This is a genomic window from Pseudomonas sp. Pseusp11 (assembly GCF_047304405.1).
Lineage (GTDB): Bacteria > Pseudomonadota > Gammaproteobacteria > Pseudomonadales > Pseudomonadaceae > Aquipseudomonas.
In genome coordinates this window covers 1-17090 of record NZ_JBGLZF010000050.1, presented here as the reverse complement: position 1 = coordinate 17090, position 17090 = coordinate 1, and the positions used below count along the sequence as shown (strand labels likewise).

Sequence of the window (17090 nt, the reverse complement as noted above, 5' to 3'; positions counted from 1 at the left end):
GGTATTTGGTGCCCAGAGACGGAATCGAACCGCCGACACGGGGATTTTCAATCCCCTGCTCTACCGACTGAGCTATCTGGGCAACGGGGCGCATTAAACGGGTTTTTCAGGGGGTCGTCAAGCAAGTTTTCAAAAAATATTTAATTATTACCGTCGCTTACGTGCCGACCCCGGTTTTTGATCAATTATTGAGCAGGCGGAACGTAGCCTTCAGCCTTGGCGTATTCCTCGCCGGAAAAGTATTTGTCCATCTCACCCTGAAGGTATTTGCGGTCTTCGGCGTTCATCATGTTCAGGCGTTTTTCGTTGATCAGCAGGGTCTGGTGTTTCTGCCAGTCGGCCCAGGCCTTGGCCGAGACGTGGTCAAAAATGTCCTGACCTTTTGCACCCGGGAATGGAGCGCGCTCCAGGGCGGGCAGTTCTTCTTTGTACTTGCGGCACATGATGGTGCGGGTCATGACGACTCTCCTGCGTTCAATACGGCGGCCGCGCGCTCGAGCAAGGTTTTGACCGGGGCGGCAAGGCCCAGGCGCGGCGGGGTGGCGAGGTTATACCAGAGCCAGTCGGCCTCGGCCACGTGATGGCCGGCCTCCTGGACCTGCACCAGCCAGGGTTCGATGGATAATTGAAAGTGGCTGAAGGTGTGCACCAGGCTCGGCAGTGCCTGCTGGCTGCCCAGTTCCAGCGAGTGCTGCGAAGCCAGATGTTGCAGGTCGTCGAGGTCGTCGAGTTCCGGCAGGCTCCAAAGACCGCCCCACAGGCCCGTGGAAGGGCGTCGGTAAAGCAGAATCGCGCCGTCGCCGTTGGCGAGCATCGGCATCAGCGTGCGCTTCTGTGGCACGGATTTGCGTGGCTTGGGGATCGGGTAGCGGGTTTCCAGGCCGAGCATGTGTGCTTCGCAGCCCTTTTCCAGCGGGCAGAGCAGGCAGCTCGGCTTGCTGCGGGTGCAGAGCGTGGCGCCCAGATCCATCATCGCCTGGGTGTAGGCGTTGACCCGATCATGTGGCGTGAAGCGCTCAGCGTTCGCCCACAGCTGTTTGGCGACCTTCGGCTCGCCCGGATAACCCTCTTGCGCAGTAAAGCGCGCCAGCACCCGTTTGACGTTGCCGTCGAGGATCGGCGCGCGGATACCCATGCTCAGGCTGGCAATCGCCCCGGCGGTGGACAGGCCGATACCCGGCAGCTCGGTGAGTTTTTCCACATCACGGGGAAACTCGCCGCCATATTCGGCGACCACAATCTTCGCGGTCTTTTGCAGGTTGCGCGCGCGAGTGTAGTAACCGAGGCCGGTCCACAGGTGCAGTACTTCGTCTTCCGGTGCTGCGGCCAGGGCTTCGACGGTTGGCAGCGAGGCCATGAACCGGTCGAAGTAGTTCAGCACCGTGCTGACCTGGGTCTGCTGCAACATGATTTCCGAGACCCACACCCGATAAGGGGTGATGCCCTGTTGCCAAGGCAAATCGTGGCGGCCATGGCGGTCGTACCAATCCAGCACGGCCGTTGAAAACTGCTCGGCTCTCATCGCTTGAACAGCCCCTTGAGCGCGTTTTTCAGTTCCGGGCTGACTTTATCGCCAAGCTTCTCGTCGATTTTTTCGCTGATGCGCTCGCCGGCCAGCTTACTGGCGACCTGGCTCATGCGTTCGCTGTCGAGGCGGCAAGCCTTGGCGCCCAGCTCCAGCGGGCCACGGCAGCGCAGCGGCCATTCAATGCCGACGAATTTCTCGCCGACCTGACAAGCCGGGTCCGGCATGTCGCTCTTGTCGCCTTCGACGATGATGCCCAGGCGGTAATCCATGCCCAGCACCCGCAGGTCGATGTCGCCGTTACCGTTCACGGTCATGCCCGGGACGCGCACTTTCAGGTCCGGGTTATTGGCCACGCCGTTGCGCAAAGTCAGGTTGCCCTTGAGCTCCTCGAAGGGCGTGTCCTTGCCCCGTGGTTCGCCACTGAGGGTTTTGCGATTCAGGGTGGCGATGCCTTTGCACAGTTGTTGCTCAAGGTTGGCATTGAGCAACATGCCGTTGTTGATGACGAAGCTGGCGTTGCCGTTGAGACTGTCGATCAGCGCGCTCTCGCTATTGCCACTGCCGGTCAGGGTGCTGTTGAGCGTGACCTGGCCTTTGACCGGTGGATTTTTCCCCTGGCCCTCGAGGATTTTCTCCACCGGCACGTTGTTGATGCGCGTCTGCATGTTCAGCGCCGGCACTTGCTGGCGCACATCCAGGGTGCCCTTGGCTTCGAAGTTACCGTCGTACAGATCGCCGCGCAGGTTCTCCAGGGTCAGCAAGCCGCCCTGGCCGTTGGCCTTGAGCGCCGCGTTCTGGATCGGCAGTTTGTCGAGGGTCAGTTGGCCGAAGGTCAGGTCGGCGTCCACGTCGAGTTTGCTCAGGCGCTCCACCGGGAACAGACGGTCGCTGCTCCACGGGCCTTTGGTCGGTGATGGCGGCAGCGGTGTGCTGCCAGGGCCGGCCAGGGCATCGGCTTCGGTGCTGGCCACTTCGGCCTTGCGTACCTGAGTTGCGCTGTTGGCTTCGGCGGATTTCGGCGGCAGGTAACGGTCGACGTTGAAGGTGTCAGCCTTGAGGGTTGCCCGCAGCGATTGCTTGGCGAAGTCTTCAATGGCGATGCGGCCGCTGAAGTTGCTGTCGTCAAGTTTCAGGTTGATGTTATCGAGCGACAGGCTGGTCGGCGTGCCGGCAACCTGGCTGACCAGTTCAACTTTGCTCAGGCTACCTTCGGCCATCGCCGGGAGTTTCTGGCCGATGCTGTCGACGAATTTCGCCAGATCGAATTGGGCAATCGACAGGCCACCGCTGATTTGCGGGGTCTTGTCGAGGTCATTGGCTTTCAGTTCACCCAAGGCGCGCAACTGGTTGGCGGAGATCTTGATGCCAGTCCATTCGGCGACGTTGGCGGCCTTGTCCAACAGCAACTGACCTTGAGCGGCGAAGGTCATGGTCTTGCCTTGCAGCGGATCGCCAGCGACTTCGCCGGAGAGTTTCATGTCTTCGAACTTGTAGCGTTGCAGCGCCCGCTCGAAGCGCAGCTCGCCAGCCAGCTCGGTCCGCACCCGCAGAACTGGTTGGTTGGTGCCCAGGAACGCCGTGAGTTTGACCGGGATGTTGGTTGAGTCATGGACCGGGCCGGTACTCAGCTGGATGCTTTCGGCGCTGAACTGCTTGCCGGTTTTCTCGTCGTTGTACTCAACGCGGGCGTTGTTGACGGTCAGGCTGTCGATGTCCAGGCGGACCGGCTGAGCCGGTTTTTCGGCCTGGGCGGTGGTCGTTGGTGCGGGTTCGCCGGTGGTGGCGGGCGTTGTGGTCGAGGTCGTCGCAGCCGCAGGTGCCGGCACCTTGCCGATGTCTTCCCAGTTGCCGTGGCCGTCCTTGTCACGGTTCAGGCGCAGGTTCAGGCCTTCGACGCGCACATCGCTCATCTGCACTTCACGGCGCAGCAGCGGAATCACACGGACCGACAGACCGAGCATCTGCAGGTCAGCAAACGGCTCGGTGGGCTTGGCCAGGGTCGCCACACTGGCTTCGTGCAATTCCAGGCCCAGCCAGGGGAACAGGCTCCAGCCGATATCGCCATTGAGCGTCAGCTCGATGTGGGCCTTGTCGCGGGCAATCTGGCGAATCTCGTCTTTGTAGTCGTTGGGATCGAAGAAGTGGGTCAGGGCAAAGCCCAGCGCCACAATGATCAGCAACAGCCCGAGAAGTACCAGACCCAGGATTTTGCCGAACGCTTTCATGGGCGAGTCCTTGTATTAGTCGAATTCGAAATTTAGCCGGGGAGTATAGCGCCCCGAAGTGGCCGCCCGGTCAGCGATCATGTCGGGAGCACATCCAGCGGCACTTTCAGCTTAGCCGCCAGCGCCTGGGCTTCTAGGTGCCCGGCGGGCGCCAGCAGGCGCAATGTCGCGCCCGATTGCACCGCCATTTTCTGCGCTTCGCTTACCAGGCGCTCGGCAACACCACGGCGGCGGGTGATTTTTCGTACGCATAAATGGGACAAATGCCAGGTGTCATGGTGCCGTTGCAGACGTGCCGCACCCAGCAGCCGATCGTTGAAGCGTCCAGCGATCAGAGAGCCGTCCCGCAAGCAGCTTTCGATCAGCTCAGCATTGCCTGTAAATGGCGAAAACAGCCAGTCCGGGGCGTCGCGGTAGATCTTCTGCAGATCTTGCTGATCCTGATAAGTGGCCTGGTTCATCAGCTCGACAATGATCGGCATGGAGATTCCTGTGAAGTTGAACGGAGCCATTCCCCGTACGCGTGAAAACAATGTTCATCCAGTGGTACGAGATCAGATGACATACAAAAGGTGATATCAGTTTGGTTTTTCTGTCACGTGCAAATGGTAACCTCTGCCCGTTCGTCCGTCCTTCTGCGACGTGATGTCGCACCAAAATGAAGCTTCACCTAACAACAGTCATGTCTGCGTGCATAAAGGCTGGGGGTGAGGAGCGGCTGGCGAACCCTACTAATAATTGGGGGAAACACCATGACTACGAGCATCACGGCGGACGGCTTTGCCGACCGGCCCGCGTTCCTGTCCAAGGAACGCATCATCGCCAAGCCCGGTTTTAACCGTTGGCTTGTACCACCGGCCGCTCTGGCCATCCACCTCTGCATCGGCATGGCCTACGGCTTTTCGGTGTTCTGGCTGCCGCTGTCCAAGGCCCTGGGCGTCACCAAAGCCGTGGCTTGCGCGCCGGACATGAGCTTCATCGCTCAGGTATTTTCGTCGCAATGCGACTGGCCGATCTCGATGCTCGGCTGGATCTACACCCTGTTCTTCATCTTCCTGGGTTGCTCGGCAGCGATCTGGGGCGGCTGGCTCGAACACGCAGGTCCACGCAAGGCAGGTGTTGTATCGGCACTGTGCTGGTGTGGCGGTCTGCTGATTTCGGCGCTGGGGGTCTATACCCACCAGATCTGGCTGATGTGGATCGGCTCCGGGGTCATTGGCGGTATCGGCCTGGGCCTGGGCTACATCTCGCCGGTCTCGACCCTGATCAAGTGGTTCCCGGACAAGCGCGGCATGGCGACCGGCATGGCGATCATGGGTTTCGGTGGTGGCGCGATGGTCGGCGCTCCACTGGCTGCGGCCCTGATGGGCCACTTTGCTTCGCCAACCAGCGTCGGTGTATGGCAGAGCTTCCTGGTGATGGCCGCGATCTACTTCGTGTTCATGATCGGTGGCGCACTGTCCTACCGCGTTCCACCAACCGGCTGGAAGCCTGAAGGCTGGACGGCTCCGGCGAAAAAAGCTTCGAACGCGATGATCACTCACCGGCACGTCCACGTGAATGTGGCGTGGAAAACCCCGCAATTCCGTCTGGTATGGCTGGTGCTGTGCCTGAACGTTTCGGCGGGTATCGGCATCCTCGGCATGGCTTCGCCGCTGTTGCAGGAAGTGTTCGCCGGTAAATTGCTTGGCAACGACCTGACGTTCGGTCAACTGGACGCTTCGCAACTGGCCTCGATCGCCGCCATTGCTGCCGGTTTCACCGGTCTGCTGAGCCTGTTCAACATCGGCGGCCGGTTTTTCTGGGCTTCGTTCTCGGACTACCTGGGCCGCAAAAACACCTATTTTGTGTTCTTCGCCCTGGGTTTCGCCCTGTACGCGCTGATCCCGAACCTCGGTCACCTGGGCAGCGTTGCGCTGTTCGTGGCGGCGTTCTGCATCATCCTGTCGATGTACGGCGGTGGTTTTGCGACTGTTCCTGCCTACCTGGCGGACCTGTTCGGTACGCAAATGGTCGGCGCGATCCACGGTCGTCTGCTGACAGCCTGGGCGGCGGCGGGTGTGTTGGGGCCGGTGTTGGTGAACTACCTGCGTGAATATCAGCTGAGCATCGGTGTTGAACGTGCCGCGGCGTACGACATCACCTTGTACATCCTCGCGGGCCTGCTGGTGCTGGGGTTCATCTGCAACCTGCTGGTGCGCCCGGTGGCGGACAAGTACTTCATGACCGACGCCGAGCTGGCCGCCGAACAGGCGCTGGGCCACGACAAGGGTGCTGACGCCAGCACCGTGCTGGAGTGGAAAGCGGATGCGGGCACCAAGCCGTTGGCGGTGGCTGCGTGGCTGGTTGTAGGGATTCCGTTGGCGTGGGGTGTTTGGGTGACCCTGCAGAAAACGGCTGTCTTGTTCCACTAAGAGACACTTTGTGCCTGACATGTGTGGTGTCAGGCACATTGGGTTTATGCCCGAAAAGATCGCAGCCTTCGGCAGCTCCTACAGTCAGCGTGTGGACTCGGTCGGTGTAGGAGCTGCCGAAGGCTGCGATCTTTTGCTTGTATGGACATGTCTATCCCCGACAATACGGGGTTCACTCCGTCAGTGATATCACCTCCCGTGTTTCTGTTTAGCGCCCGCGACCCTATAATGGCTGCCTTTTTCGCCCCAATGATTTTTTGCGGAGCTGGTGATGGCCGAACGTATGGCGTCTGTCGAGCGCGACACTCTGGAAACCCAGATCAAAGCCTCGATCAACCTGGATGGCACCGGAAAGGCCCGATTTGATATCGGTGTGCCTTTTCTTGAGCACATGCTGGACCAGATCGCCCGTCACGGGCTGATCGACCTGGATATTGTCAGCAAGGGCGACCTGCATATCGACGACCACCACACGGTGGAAGACGTCGGTATCACCCTGGGTCAGGCCTTCACCAAAGCCATCGGCGACAAGAAAGGCATCCGTCGCTACGGCCACGCCTATGTGCCGCTCGATGAAGCGTTGTCGCGTGTGGTGATCGACTTCTCCGGCCGTCCTGGCCTGCAGATGCATGTTCCGTATACCCGCGCTACCGTCGGCGGCTTTGACGTTGACCTGTTCCAGGAATTTTTCCAGGGCTTCGTCAACCACGCCAACGTCACCCTGCACATCGACAATCTGCGTGGGCACAACACCCACCACCAGATCGAGACCGTGTTCAAGGCTTTCGGTCGCGCGCTGCGCATGGCCGTGGAGCTGGATGACCGCATGGCCGGGCAAATGCCTTCGACCAAAGGCGTTCTGTAATGCAGACGGTCGCGGTTATCGATTACGGCATGGGCAACCTGCACTCGGTGGCCAAGGCCCTCGAGCACGTCGGTGCCGGCAAGGTCTTGATCACCAGCGATGCCGACGTGATTCGCGAAGCCGACCGGGTGGTATTCCCCGGCGTTGGTGCGATTCGTGATTGCATGGCGGAGATCCGTCGCCTGGGCTTCGATTCGCTGGTGCGTGAAGTCAGCCAGGACCGTCCGTTCCTTGGCATTTGCGTGGGCATGCAAGCCTTGCTCGACAGCAGCGAAGAGAACGACGGCGTCGACTGCATCGGCCTGTTTCCAGGCCAGGTGAAGTTCTTCGGCAAGGATCTGCACGAAGACGGCGAACATTTGAAAGTGCCGCACATGGGCTGGAACGAAGTGAAGCAGACGGTGATTCACCCGCTGTGGCACAACGTTCCGGACCTGGCGCGTTTCTACTTCGTGCACAGCTACTACATCGCTGCCGGCAATGCGCGGCAGGTGGTCGGTAGCGGTCACTACGGGGTCGATTTCGCCGCCGCGCTGGCCGATGGCTCGCGTTTCGCCGTGCAGTTCCACCCGGAGAAAAGCCATACCCATGGCCTGCAATTGCTGCAGAACTTCGCTGCGTGGGATGGCCGCTGGTAAATGGCCGTCAAGAAGAAGCCGCCGATCCTGACCCTCACTCCCGAGCAGGAGAGCGAGGCCAATCACAAGATCAAACGCTTCATGGAAGACCGCTTCGAACTAGACCTGGGTTCGTTCGAAGCGGCTGAAATCCTTGAGCTGTTTACCCGCGAAATTGCTCCGCACTATTACAACAGGGCGATTTTCGATGTGCAGACGCACCTCAAAGAGAGGTTCGAAAGCATCGAAAGCGACCTGTGGGCGCTCGAGAAAAACTGATTTCCGAGCGAAGCTGAACACTCGAATTTGAAGGTTTGCCAGATGCTGATTATTCCCGCTATCGATCTCAAAGACGGTGCCTGTGTTCGTCTGCGCCAGGGCCGCATGGAAGATTCCACAGTGTTCTCCGATGACCCGGTGAGCATGGCTGCCAAGTGGGTGGAGGGCGGTTGCCGTCGTCTGCATCTGGTCGACTTGAATGGCGCGTTCGAAGGCCAGCCGGTCAACGGCGAAGTGGTCACCGCCATCGCCAAGCGCTACCCGAACCTGCCGATTCAGATCGGCGGCGGTATCCGTTCCCTGGAAACCATTGAACACTACGTGAAAGCTGGCGTGAGCTACGTGATCATCGGCACCAAGGCCGTGAAAGATCCGGCCTTCGTCGCTGAAGCCTGCCGCGCGTTCCCGGGCAAGGTGATTGTCGGCCTCGATGCCAAAGACGGTTTTGTCGCCACCGACGGCTGGGCTGAAATCAGCACCGTGCAGGTCATCGACCTGGCCAGGCAATTCGAAGCCGACGGCGTGTCCGCGATCGTTTATACCGACATCGCCAAAGACGGCATGATGCAGGGCTGCAACGTCTCTTACACCGCTGCTCTGGCTGCTGCGACGAAGATCCCGGTCATTGCATCCGGCGGTATCCACAATCTGGGTGACATCAAGTCGCTGCTCGACGCCAAGGCACCAGGCATCATCGGCGCCATCACCGGCCGGGCGATCTACGAAGGCACCCTCGATGTCGCTGAAGCGCAAGCTTTCTGCGATTCGTACAAAGGCTGAGGACTCACCATGGCGCTGGCCAAACGCATCATCCCTTGCCTGGACGTGGATAACGGCCGGGTGGTCAAGGGCGTCAAGTTCGAGAACATTCGCGACGCCGGCGACCCGGTGGAAATCGCCCGTCGCTACGACGAGCAGGGTGCCGACGAGATTACCTTTCTCGACATCACCGCCAGCGTCGACGGCCGCGACACCACGCTGCATACCGTCGAGCGCATGGCCAGCCAGGTGTTCATCCCGCTGACCGTGGGCGGCGGCGTGCGCACCGTGCAAGACATCCGTAACCTGTTGAATGCCGGCGCGGACAAGGTCTCGATCAACACCGCTGCAGTGTTCAACCCGGAATTCGTTGGCGAAGCGGCGCAGCATTTCGGTTCTCAGTGCATTGTCGTCGCGATCGACGCCAAGAAAGTTTCCGGTCCGGGCGAACCCCCGCGCTGGGAAATCTTCACCCACGGTGGACGCAAGCCAACCGGCCTCGACGCCGTTGAGTGGGCGAAGAAAATGGAAGGCCTCGGTGCCGGCGAAATCCTGCTGACCAGCATGGACCAGGACGGCATGAAAAACGGCTTCGACCTGGGCGTCACCCGTGCCATCAGCGATGCGCTGGGGATTCCAGTGATTGCCTCCGGTGGCGTCGGCAACCTGCAGCATTTGGCCGACGGTATTCTCGAAGGCCACGCCAGCGCGGTGCTGGCGGCGAGCATTTTCCACTTCGGCGAATACACCGTTCAGGAAGCCAAGGCCTACATGGCCCATCGCGGAATCGTGATGCGTTAAACATACAGGCCAGTGGACAGCATGGCGGGCTCAGGGCACTCTTGGGCACGCCATGGATTCCGGTAGCCCGACATGCTTAAACGACTTCTTCTTGCCCTCGCTAGTGCTTCTCTGTTGTTCATCAACGGAGTTCACGCCGAAGAAAGTCCCGACACTGGCCTGGTGCTGCTGACGGAAAACTTCCCGCCGTACAACATGGCGAAGAACGGCAAGAACTTTGCCCAGGACGAGAACATCAACGGCATCGCCGTGGACATCGTCCGCGAGATGTTCAAGCGCGCCAATATCCCCTACAGCCTGACGCTGCGTTTCCCTTGGGAGCGAATCTACAAACTCGCCCTGGAAAAGCCCGGTTATGGCGTGTTCGTAATGGCGCGGCTGCCGGACCGCGAGAAACTCTTCAAGTGGGTCGGCCCTATCGGCCCGGACGACTGGATCATGCTGGCCAAGGCTGATAGCAAAATCACCCTGGAATCGCTGGATCAGGCGCGTAAATACAAGATTGGCGCCTACAAGGGCGATGCGATTGCCGAGACATTGGCCAAGCAAGGGCTGAAGCCGATTGTGGTGCTGCGCGACCAGGACAATGCGAAGAAGCTGGCTAACGGTCAGATCGATCTGTGGGCTACGGGTGATCCGGCGGGGCGTTACCTGGCGCGGCTGGACGGGGTGACCGGGCTCAAGACCGTGCTGCGCTTCAATAGCGCCGAGCTGTACCTGGCCCTGAACAAGGACGTGCCGGATGAGACCGTGGCCAAGCTGCAGGCTGCGCTGGATCAGTTGCGCAAGGAAGGTGTGGTGGACGACATCATGGGGCGGTATCTCTAGACCGCAACACCGAGCCTTGTAGCTTACGCAAAACACTGTGGGAGGTGCGGCAAGTTAGCGGTAGACGCCATCTTTGCCATGAGCAGCCGTCGCACGATTGCCGCGCACGCTGATCATCAATTTGATGTCGATCCAGTCAATTCCCTGTGCCTTGAGCTTGGGCAACTCACGCTCCAGCACCGCCAGAGTCTGCGGATACGGATGCCCGATCATCACCGCAGAGCCCTGCTTGCGCGCCAGGCTGATCGCCGTCTGTAGCTGTGTGAAGATCGCCGCTTCGGTGGGCTCGTCATCCAGAAACACATCCCGCGAAACACTTGCCAGGCCAATCTTCTGCGCCTCGGCGGCGGCCACGGTTTGCGCACTGGTGCGGCTGTCGACGAAGAATTTGTGCTTACGCTGCAAGTCCGCCATCAGCCAGGCCATGGCCGGTTGCTGAGCGGTCATGCGGCTACCCATGTGGTTATTGATGCCGGCGGTATAGGGCACCATGTTGAACGCGGCGTTCAGGCGCTTTTCAAGTTCTTCGATGGGCAACTCGGGATGCCAGGCGAATGGTCCGGTGGCCGGATCCATGGGCATATGCAGAATGACAGTCTTGCCGGCGCGATGGGCTTCGCGGGCGAATTCGGTGGCGTGGGGTGTATCGGGCATGATTGCCGTGGTGACCGGGCCGGGCAGGGCCAGCACGCGACGATCCCGGGGCAGGTTCTGCCCCAAGTCATCAATGATCAGGCTCAGATAAGCCTTGTGAGGTGTGGTCGCTGTCGTGGCGGGCGCCGCATAAGCAACTCCCGCCAGACTGCACAGCAGACCGAGTAGCAACCGCAAGCGCATCTCAGTGGCCGCGGGTGATGCTCAGTCCTTTGAGCAGGCTCAGGGCCTGGGCCAGCTGGTAATCGTCATCCTGCGGCATGGCCTTGGCTTTGCTGCCCGAACCGCTCGGTTTGTCGGCGCCGCCGTTGCCATTGCCCAAGTGACCTTGCAGATCGGCTTCCTTGAAGTAATCGCCGTCCTGCTCGTTGGTGATCTTGGCCTTGCGCACTTCGATGTCCGGGACAATGCCCTGAGCCTGAATCGAGCGGCCGTTCGGCGTGTAGTACAGCGCCGTGGTGATTTTCAGTGCGCGGTCGTTGTTCAGCGGCAACACGGTCTGGACCGAACCTTTGCCGAAACTGGTGGTGCCCATGACCACCGCACGTTTCTGATCCTGCAGGGCGCCGGCGACAATTTCCGAGGCCGAGGCGCTGCCACCGTTGATCAGCACGACCATTGGCACGGCTTCGCTTTCGTCCTTGCCGGTGGCGGAGAAGCGCAGTTCAGAGTTGGCGATGCGGCCCTTGGTGTAGACGATCAGGCCCTTGGTGATGAAGTGGTCGACCACTTCCACCGCCGATTGCAGCACGCCGCCCGGGTTGTTACGCAGGTCGAGGACGATGCCGCTGAGCTTCTTGCCGTTGTCCTTGCGCAGCTTGGCCAAGGCCTTGGAGACCTCTTCGCCGGTCTTGACCTGGAACTGGGTGATGCGGATGTAGCCGTAGCCGGATTCCAGCAGCTGGCTCTTGACGCTTTTCACCTGGATGGTGGCGCGGACCAGGGTCACGTCGAACGGAGTGCCGCCGTCGCGGACCAGGGTCAGGGTGATCTTCTGGCCGATCTTGCCGCGCATCTTGTCCACGGCTTCGGTCATGCTTTGGCCGCGAGTCGGCTGGCCGTTGATCTTGACGATGAAGTCGCCGGCCTGGATGCCAGCCTTGGAGGCCGGGGTGTCATCGATAGGCGAGACCACTTTGATGAAACCGTCTTCCGCGCCGACTTCGATGCCCAGGCCGCCAAATTCGCCGCTGGTGCTTTCCTGCAATTCAGTGAAGTCTTCCGGGCCCAGGTAGGCGGAGTGCGGGTCGAGGTTGCTGAGCATGCCTTTGATGGCGTTTTCCAGCAGGGTCTTGTCATCTACCGGTTCTACATAGGCTGCCTTGATCCGGTCCATGACTTCGGCAAAGGTGCGCAACTCGTCCAGCGGCAATGGCGCCTTGGTGGTCGCAGCAGTGCCGGCAGGCGCGACCGCCGGGGCCGGTTGAGCGGCAAACGCCAGAGGCGCGCCGATCACCAGGGCGATCGTCAGAGCCAGCGAGGTAAGGCGGGACAAATGCAGCATGTCGAACGAACTCCTAATGTAGGTGACTCAACGCCTATCCTTGCGCGCGGCACCATTGCGCCGGGTCACTCGGGTGACCCTGCTGACGAATAGCGAAATACAGCGCTGGTGTGTCCTGCCCGCCACTGTTACCGACAGTGGAGATGGACTCACCGGCTTTTACCACGTCACCCGCAGACTTGAGCAGCGTCTGGTTGTGACCGTAAAGACTCAAAAAGCCGTTGCCGTGGTCGAGAATCACCAGCAGCCCGGCCCCACGCAGCCAGTCGGCAAACACCACGCGACCGCCGTGCACGGCATGCACCTGGCTGCCGGCGGAGGCGCTGATCATCACGCCGTCCCACTTGGTGCGGGCATCGTCGCCACGGGTTTCACCGAAGCGTGCCAGCAGTCGACCATCAACCGGCCATGGAAGTTTGCCGCGAGTCGAAGCAAAAGGACCGCCGAAGGTCTCGCCTGAACTTGAAACCAGGGCACCGGGCGTCGATTTGGCGGGTTTGCGTGGGGCGTCGCTGGCGTCTGCTTCAGCCTGAGCCTCACGTAACCGCTTTTTTTCGGCTTCCTGCTGGGCGATCAGCGCTTTTTGCCGCGCTTCTTCTGCCTCTCGGGCCTGACGAGCCAGGGTTTCTTCAATGGTTTTAAGGACTTTAGACAGGTCTGCCTGATCCTGCTCGCGGGCGGCCAGTTTCTGGTCGCGAGCCTTCACGTCGTCATTGAGCTTGGCCAGGACTTGCTGGCGCTCCTTGCGGACCTTGTCGAGTTCGTCGCGCTGGCTGTCGAGGCTGCTTTTCTGCACCAGCAATTGCGCTTGCTGCATGGAGATGTCTTTTTCGACATTGGCCAGTTGGCGCAGGGTTTCGTTGAAATTCTTCAGCTGCTCCAGGCGGGCCTGGCTCAGGTAGTCGTAATAGGTGAGGGTGCGGGCGAATTTTTCCGGGTTCTGCTGGTTGAGCAGCAGTTTCAGGTACTCCTGGCGGCCATTCTGATAGGCCGCGCGGGCCTGGATGGCGATCAGTCGTTGCTGTTCAACGCGCGCGCTCTGGAGTTTTTTTTTCTCGGCATCGAGTCGCTGCAGCTCGGATTCGCTTTTCTTCAGCTCTTTTTGCAGCGCCTCGACCTGCTTCTCGAGCTTGCCCATCTCGGTTTCGGTGCCTTTGAGGTCTTTCTGCACCCCGGACTTTTCTTCCTGCAGCTTGCCCAGCAGCTTTTTCAGTTCGGCAATGTCCTGACGCGTGGCGTCCAACTGTTGTTGGGTTTGCGTGCGCTCGTCGGCAAAGGCCGGTTGGAGCAGGCATGTCAGAGCGAGGGCTATCAGGACGCGAAGCATAGAGGCGGGCGACACCAGGGAAAGGGACGGCCTAGTATGCCCGCCCCACGCTGCAAAAAAAACGCCCAATTGGGACTGTGTGATAACTGGAGTGAAAACCAATGGGGGAGCGAGCCTGTGTGGCGAGGGGGCTTGCCCCCGTTGGGTCGCGAAGCGGCCCCAAATTTTGCAATTGCGGTGTACCAGGTACACCGCATGCAATGGTTTTACGACTGCTGCGCAGCCGAACGGGGGCAAGCCCCCTCACCACACAAGCCCGCTCCCACAGGGTTTGGCGGTGTTTTTGAAGAAGCGGATTACACCAGAATCGAAGTCCCGGTCATTTCCACAGGCTTCTCAAGCCCCAGCAACTTCAGCATGGTCGGCGCCACGTCTGCCAGCACGCCGCCTTCGCGAACCTTCAAGTCACGCTTGCCGACATAGATGAACGGCACCGGCTCGGTGGTGTGGGCAGTGTGGGCCTGGCCGGTGGAGGCGTCGGACATTTGCTCGACGTTGCCGTGGTCGGCAGTAATCAGGGCTTCGCCGCCGACTTTTTCCAGCGCCGTGACGATACGGCCGACGCAGGTGTCCAGGCATTCCACAGCTTTCACCGCCGCCTCGAACACACCGCTGTGGCCGACCATGTCGCCGTTGGCGTAGTTGACCACGATCACGTCGTAACGCTGGTTTTCAATGGCATCGACGATGCGGTCGGTGACTTCCGGGGCACTCATCTCGGGCTGCAAGTCATAGGTGGCGACTTTCGGCGACGGGATCAGGATGCGTTCTTCGCCCGGGAACGGTTCTTCGCGGCCGCCGGAGAAGAAGAAGGTCACGTGGGCATACTTCTCGGTTTCGGCGATGCGCAGCTGTGTCTTGCCGTTTTTCGCCAGGTAATCGCCCAGTACGTTTTCCAGGCTACCCGCAGCGAAAGCCGACGGCGCGGGGATGCTGGCGGCGTATTGGGTCAGCATGACGAAACCGGCCAGTTTTGGCTGGCGAGCACGTTCGAATTCCTTGAAATCGTCTTCGACGAACACGCGGGTCAGTTCGCGGGCACGGTCGGCGCGGAAGTTCATGAAGACCACGGCGTCGCCATCTTCGACCTTCACCGGCTCACCGATGCTGGTGGCTTTGACGAATTCGTCGCTCTCGCCACGTTCGTACGCGGCTTGCAGGCCTTCCTGGGCGGTGGCGGCATTGAATTCGCTGGCGCCATCGACGATCAGGTTGTAGGCCTGGGACACGCGATCCCAACGGTTGTCACGGTCCATGGCGTAATAACGGCCAATGATGCTGGCGATCCGGCCTTTGCCGAGGGCTTCGAAGGTTGCATCCAGCAATTCGATCGACGACTGGGCGCTTTTCGGCGGCGTGTCGCGGCCGTCGAGGAAGGCGTGCAGGTAGATTTTTTCGGCGCCGCGCTTGAAGGCCAGCTCAGCCATGGCGATCAGGTGGTCCTGGTGGCTGTGAACGCCGCCATCGGACAGCAGACCCATGAAGTGCACGGCTTTTCCGGCAGCGACGGCTTTATCCACCGCGGCGCAGATGGTCGGGTTCTCGAAGAACTCGCCGTCGCGGATCGCTTTGGTCACGCGTGTGAAGTCCTGATACACCACCCGACCGGCGCCGAGGTTCATGTGGCCGACTTCGGAGTTGCCCATCTGGCCGTCCGGTAAGCCGACGTCCATGCCGCTGCCCGAGATCAGGCCGTTCGGCACGGTGGCCCACAGACGGTCCAGTACGGGCTTCTTCGCCGCATAGATGGCGTTGGATTCAGGGCTCTCACTGTGACCGAAGCCGTCGAGAATAATCAGGACCAAAGGTTTAGGCGTGGTAGTCATGGATTCCACTCGTGGCTGAATTAAAAGAGGGCGATGGAAAAGGGAGTAGGAGTTTAAAGCTAAGTTCCGGCGCCGTCACCGCCGGACGGGGTTTGGCCCACCATAGTGGCTGTGTATACTGGCCGACATTTTAACGCCCTGGAACCTCCTTCGATGGTTGATCACCTGATTCAATTCGCCACCAACCACTACATTCTCGTGGGTATCTTCGTTGTACTGGCGGCCCTGCTATTGGCCTATCAGATGCAAGGCGGCGGCCGCAGCCTGAGCACCGGTGAACTGACCGGGCTGGTCAACAAGGACGCAGGCGTGGTGGTCGACATTCGTCCGACCAAGGATTTCGCCGCCGGTCACATCGTTGGCGCGTTGAACATTCCTCAGGACAAACTGACCGCTCGCGTCGGCGAACTGGAAAAGCACAAGGCCAAGACCATTATCCTGGTCGATGCCATGGGCCAGACCGCCGGTACTCATGCCCGTGAACTGGTGAAAGCCGGTTTCACCGCTGCCAAGCTGTCTGGCGGTATTTCCAGCTGGAAAGCCGACAATCTGCCACTGGTGAAGTGATATGAACAACGTCGTCGTCTATTCCAGCGATTACTGCCCTTATTGCTCGCGAGCCAAGTACCTGCTCGAGAACAAAGGCGTGGCCTTCGAAGAGATCAAGGTCGATGGCAAGCCGCAGGTGCGTGCCGCGATGGCTCAGAAGGCCGGGCGTACGTCCGTGCCGCAGATCTGGATCGGCAGCACCCACGTTGGCGGCTGTGATGATTTGTTTGCCCTGGAGCGCGCCGGCAAGCTCGACGCCATGCTCAAGGCCTGACTGCGTTACTTAGAAATAGCTAACCCTATAAGACCCGAGATCAGAAAGGATCTGAGATGACTGACCAACAGAACACTGCAGCTAGCGAAGAAGAAAACGCACCGCAATTCTCCTTGCAGCGCATCTACGTACGTGACTTGTCCTTCGAAGCCCCGAAAAGCCCGGCAATCTTCCGCCAGCAGTGGGAACCGAGCGTCGGTCTGGATCTGAACACCCGTCAGAAGGCACTGGAAGGCGACTTCCACGAAGTCGTGCTGACCCTGTCGGTCACCGTGAAAAACGGCGAAGAAGTGGCGTTCATTGCTGAAGTGCAACAGGCCGGGATCTTCCTGATCAAGAACCTGGACGCGGCTTCGATGAGCCACACCCTGGGCGCGTTCTGCCCGAACATCCTGTTCCCGTACGCTCGCGAAACCCTGGACAGCCTGGTGACCCGCGGTTCGTTCCCGGCCCTGATGCTGGCCCCGGTGAACTTCGACGCGCTGTACGCACAAGAGCTGCAACGCATGCAGGCGGCTGGCGAGACTCCGACCGTTCAATAAAGAAGTTTCGTTTGCTCCATGAAAAAAGCGCCTTCAACGGCGCTTTTTTCATGGAGAAAACGAAACCTTCGTGTAGGAGCTGCCGAAGGCTGCGATCT

Annotated in this window: 18 protein-coding genes and 1 tRNA gene; 10 read left to right on the top strand and 9 right to left on the bottom strand. The window is 60.2% G+C overall.

Annotated elements, in window-relative coordinates; genetic code table 11:
* Nucleotides 1–6: 6 nt before the first annotated feature.
* The 5 genes from ACCC96_RS26630 to ACCC96_RS26610 form a co-directional block, all read right to left on the bottom strand.
* Nucleotides 7–82: transfer RNA gene (locus tag ACCC96_RS26630), tRNA-Phe, on the bottom strand.
* Nucleotides 83–185: 103 nt separating this feature from the next.
* Nucleotides 186–458 carry an oxidative damage protection protein gene (locus ACCC96_RS26625; protein WP_018929219.1) on the bottom strand — a complete coding sequence of 91 codons (273 nt, stop codon included), beginning with the start codon at nucleotides 456–458 and terminating at the stop codon, nucleotides 186–188.
* Nucleotides 455–1522: an A/G-specific adenine glycosylase gene (mutY, locus tag ACCC96_RS26620; protein WP_019651458.1), complete on the bottom strand. Its 1068-nt coding sequence runs from the start codon at nucleotides 1520–1522 to the stop codon at nucleotides 455–457. The genes ACCC96_RS26625 and mutY overlap by 4 nt, the downstream gene beginning before the upstream one ends.
* The gene (locus tag ACCC96_RS26615; protein WP_413697371.1) at nucleotides 1519–3753 is read right to left on the bottom strand and encodes an AsmA family protein; all 2235 of its coding nucleotides are present in this window, start codon (nucleotides 3751–3753) and stop codon (nucleotides 1519–1521) included. The genes mutY and ACCC96_RS26615 overlap by 4 nt, the downstream gene beginning before the upstream one ends.
* A 77-nt stretch (nucleotides 3754–3830) precedes the next feature.
* The gene (locus tag ACCC96_RS26610) at nucleotides 3831–4235 is read right to left on the bottom strand and encodes an acetyl-CoA sensor PanZ family protein (protein WP_413697370.1); all 405 of its coding nucleotides are present in this window, start codon (nucleotides 4233–4235) and stop codon (nucleotides 3831–3833) included.
* A gap of 270 nt (nucleotides 4236–4505) precedes the next feature.
* On the opposite strand from ACCC96_RS26610, the gene ACCC96_RS26605 reads away from it, so the two are divergent.
* The 7 genes from ACCC96_RS26605 (at nucleotide 4506) to ACCC96_RS26575 (ending at nucleotide 10316) form a co-directional block, all read left to right on the top strand.
* Nucleotides 4506–6167 carry an OFA family MFS transporter gene (locus ACCC96_RS26605; protein ID WP_018929215.1) on the top strand — a complete coding sequence of 554 codons (1662 nt, stop codon included), beginning with the start codon at nucleotides 4506–4508 and terminating at the stop codon, nucleotides 6165–6167.
* Between the two features lie 271 nt (nucleotides 6168–6438).
* The gene (gene hisB, locus ACCC96_RS26600) at nucleotides 6439–7032 is read left to right on the top strand and encodes an imidazoleglycerol-phosphate dehydratase HisB (RefSeq protein WP_007939452.1); all 594 of its coding nucleotides are present in this window, start codon (nucleotides 6439–6441) and stop codon (nucleotides 7030–7032) included.
* Nucleotides 7032–7670, top strand: coding sequence for an imidazole glycerol phosphate synthase subunit HisH (hisH, locus tag ACCC96_RS26595; RefSeq protein ID WP_086944140.1), 639 nt, complete (start codon nucleotides 7032–7034; stop codon nucleotides 7668–7670). Before hisB ends, hisH begins: the two co-directional genes overlap by 1 nt.
* Nucleotides 7671–7928, top strand: coding sequence for a DUF2164 domain-containing protein (locus ACCC96_RS26590; RefSeq protein WP_008005317.1), 258 nt, complete (start codon nucleotides 7671–7673; stop codon nucleotides 7926–7928).
* Between the two features lie 42 nt (nucleotides 7929–7970).
* Entirely contained in the window at nucleotides 7971–8708 is a 738-nt protein-coding gene (hisA, locus tag ACCC96_RS26585; protein WP_007939449.1) for a 1-(5-phosphoribosyl)-5-[(5-phosphoribosylamino)methylideneamino]imidazole-4-carboxamide isomerase, read from the top strand.
* Nucleotides 8709–8717: 9 nt separating this feature from the next.
* Nucleotides 8718–9488: an imidazole glycerol phosphate synthase subunit HisF gene (gene hisF, locus ACCC96_RS26580; RefSeq protein ID WP_018929212.1), complete on the top strand. Its 771-nt coding sequence runs from the start codon at nucleotides 8718–8720 to the stop codon at nucleotides 9486–9488.
* 72 nt (nucleotides 9489–9560) lie between these two features.
* Nucleotides 9561–10316 (top strand): substrate-binding periplasmic protein, encoded by a 756-nt coding sequence (locus tag ACCC96_RS26575; RefSeq protein ID WP_413697369.1) that lies wholly within the window; start codon nucleotides 9561–9563, stop codon nucleotides 10314–10316.
* Between the two features lie 54 nt (nucleotides 10317–10370).
* On the opposite strand, the gene ACCC96_RS26570 is transcribed toward ACCC96_RS26575, so the two are convergent.
* The 4 genes from ACCC96_RS26570 to gpmI all read right to left on the bottom strand — a co-directional run bounded on the left by ACCC96_RS26570 (nucleotide 10371) and on the right by gpmI (nucleotide 15627).
* Nucleotides 10371–11153 carry a divergent polysaccharide deacetylase family protein gene (locus ACCC96_RS26570; RefSeq protein ID WP_413697368.1) on the bottom strand — a complete coding sequence of 261 codons (783 nt, stop codon included), beginning with the start codon at nucleotides 11151–11153 and terminating at the stop codon, nucleotides 10371–10373.
* Between the two features lies 1 nt (nucleotide 11154).
* Nucleotides 11155–12474, bottom strand: a complete 1320-nt coding sequence (locus tag ACCC96_RS26565) for a S41 family peptidase (protein ID WP_413697367.1) — start codon at nucleotides 12472–12474, stop codon at nucleotides 11155–11157.
* Nucleotides 12475–12508: 34 nt separating this feature from the next.
* Complete coding sequence (locus ACCC96_RS26560; protein ID WP_019581805.1) at nucleotides 12509–13801, bottom strand: murein hydrolase activator EnvC family protein; 1293 nt, start codon at nucleotides 13799–13801, stop codon at nucleotides 12509–12511.
* A gap of 296 nt (nucleotides 13802–14097) precedes the next feature.
* A complete protein-coding gene (gene gpmI, locus ACCC96_RS26555; protein ID WP_258612974.1) occupies nucleotides 14098–15627 on the bottom strand; it encodes a 2,3-bisphosphoglycerate-independent phosphoglycerate mutase in 1530 nt (509 codons plus the stop codon).
* Between the two features lie 153 nt (nucleotides 15628–15780).
* Here gpmI and ACCC96_RS26550 point away from each other — a divergent pair, with 153 nt between their 5' ends.
* From ACCC96_RS26550 to secB, 3 genes are read left to right on the top strand one after another with little or no spacing between them, the layout of a single operon-like run.
* Nucleotides 15781–16194, top strand: a complete 414-nt coding sequence (locus ACCC96_RS26550) for a rhodanese-like domain-containing protein (protein ID WP_018929205.1) — start codon at nucleotides 15781–15783, stop codon at nucleotides 16192–16194.
* Nucleotide 16195: 1 nt separating this feature from the next.
* The gene (grxC, locus tag ACCC96_RS26545) at nucleotides 16196–16450 is read left to right on the top strand and encodes a glutaredoxin 3 (protein ID WP_007939440.1); all 255 of its coding nucleotides are present in this window, start codon (nucleotides 16196–16198) and stop codon (nucleotides 16448–16450) included.
* A 56-nt stretch (nucleotides 16451–16506) separates the two neighbouring features.
* Complete coding sequence (gene secB, locus ACCC96_RS26540; RefSeq protein ID WP_007939439.1) at nucleotides 16507–16992, top strand: protein-export chaperone SecB; 486 nt, start codon at nucleotides 16507–16509, stop codon at nucleotides 16990–16992.
* Nucleotides 16993–17090: the final 98 nt, after the last annotated feature.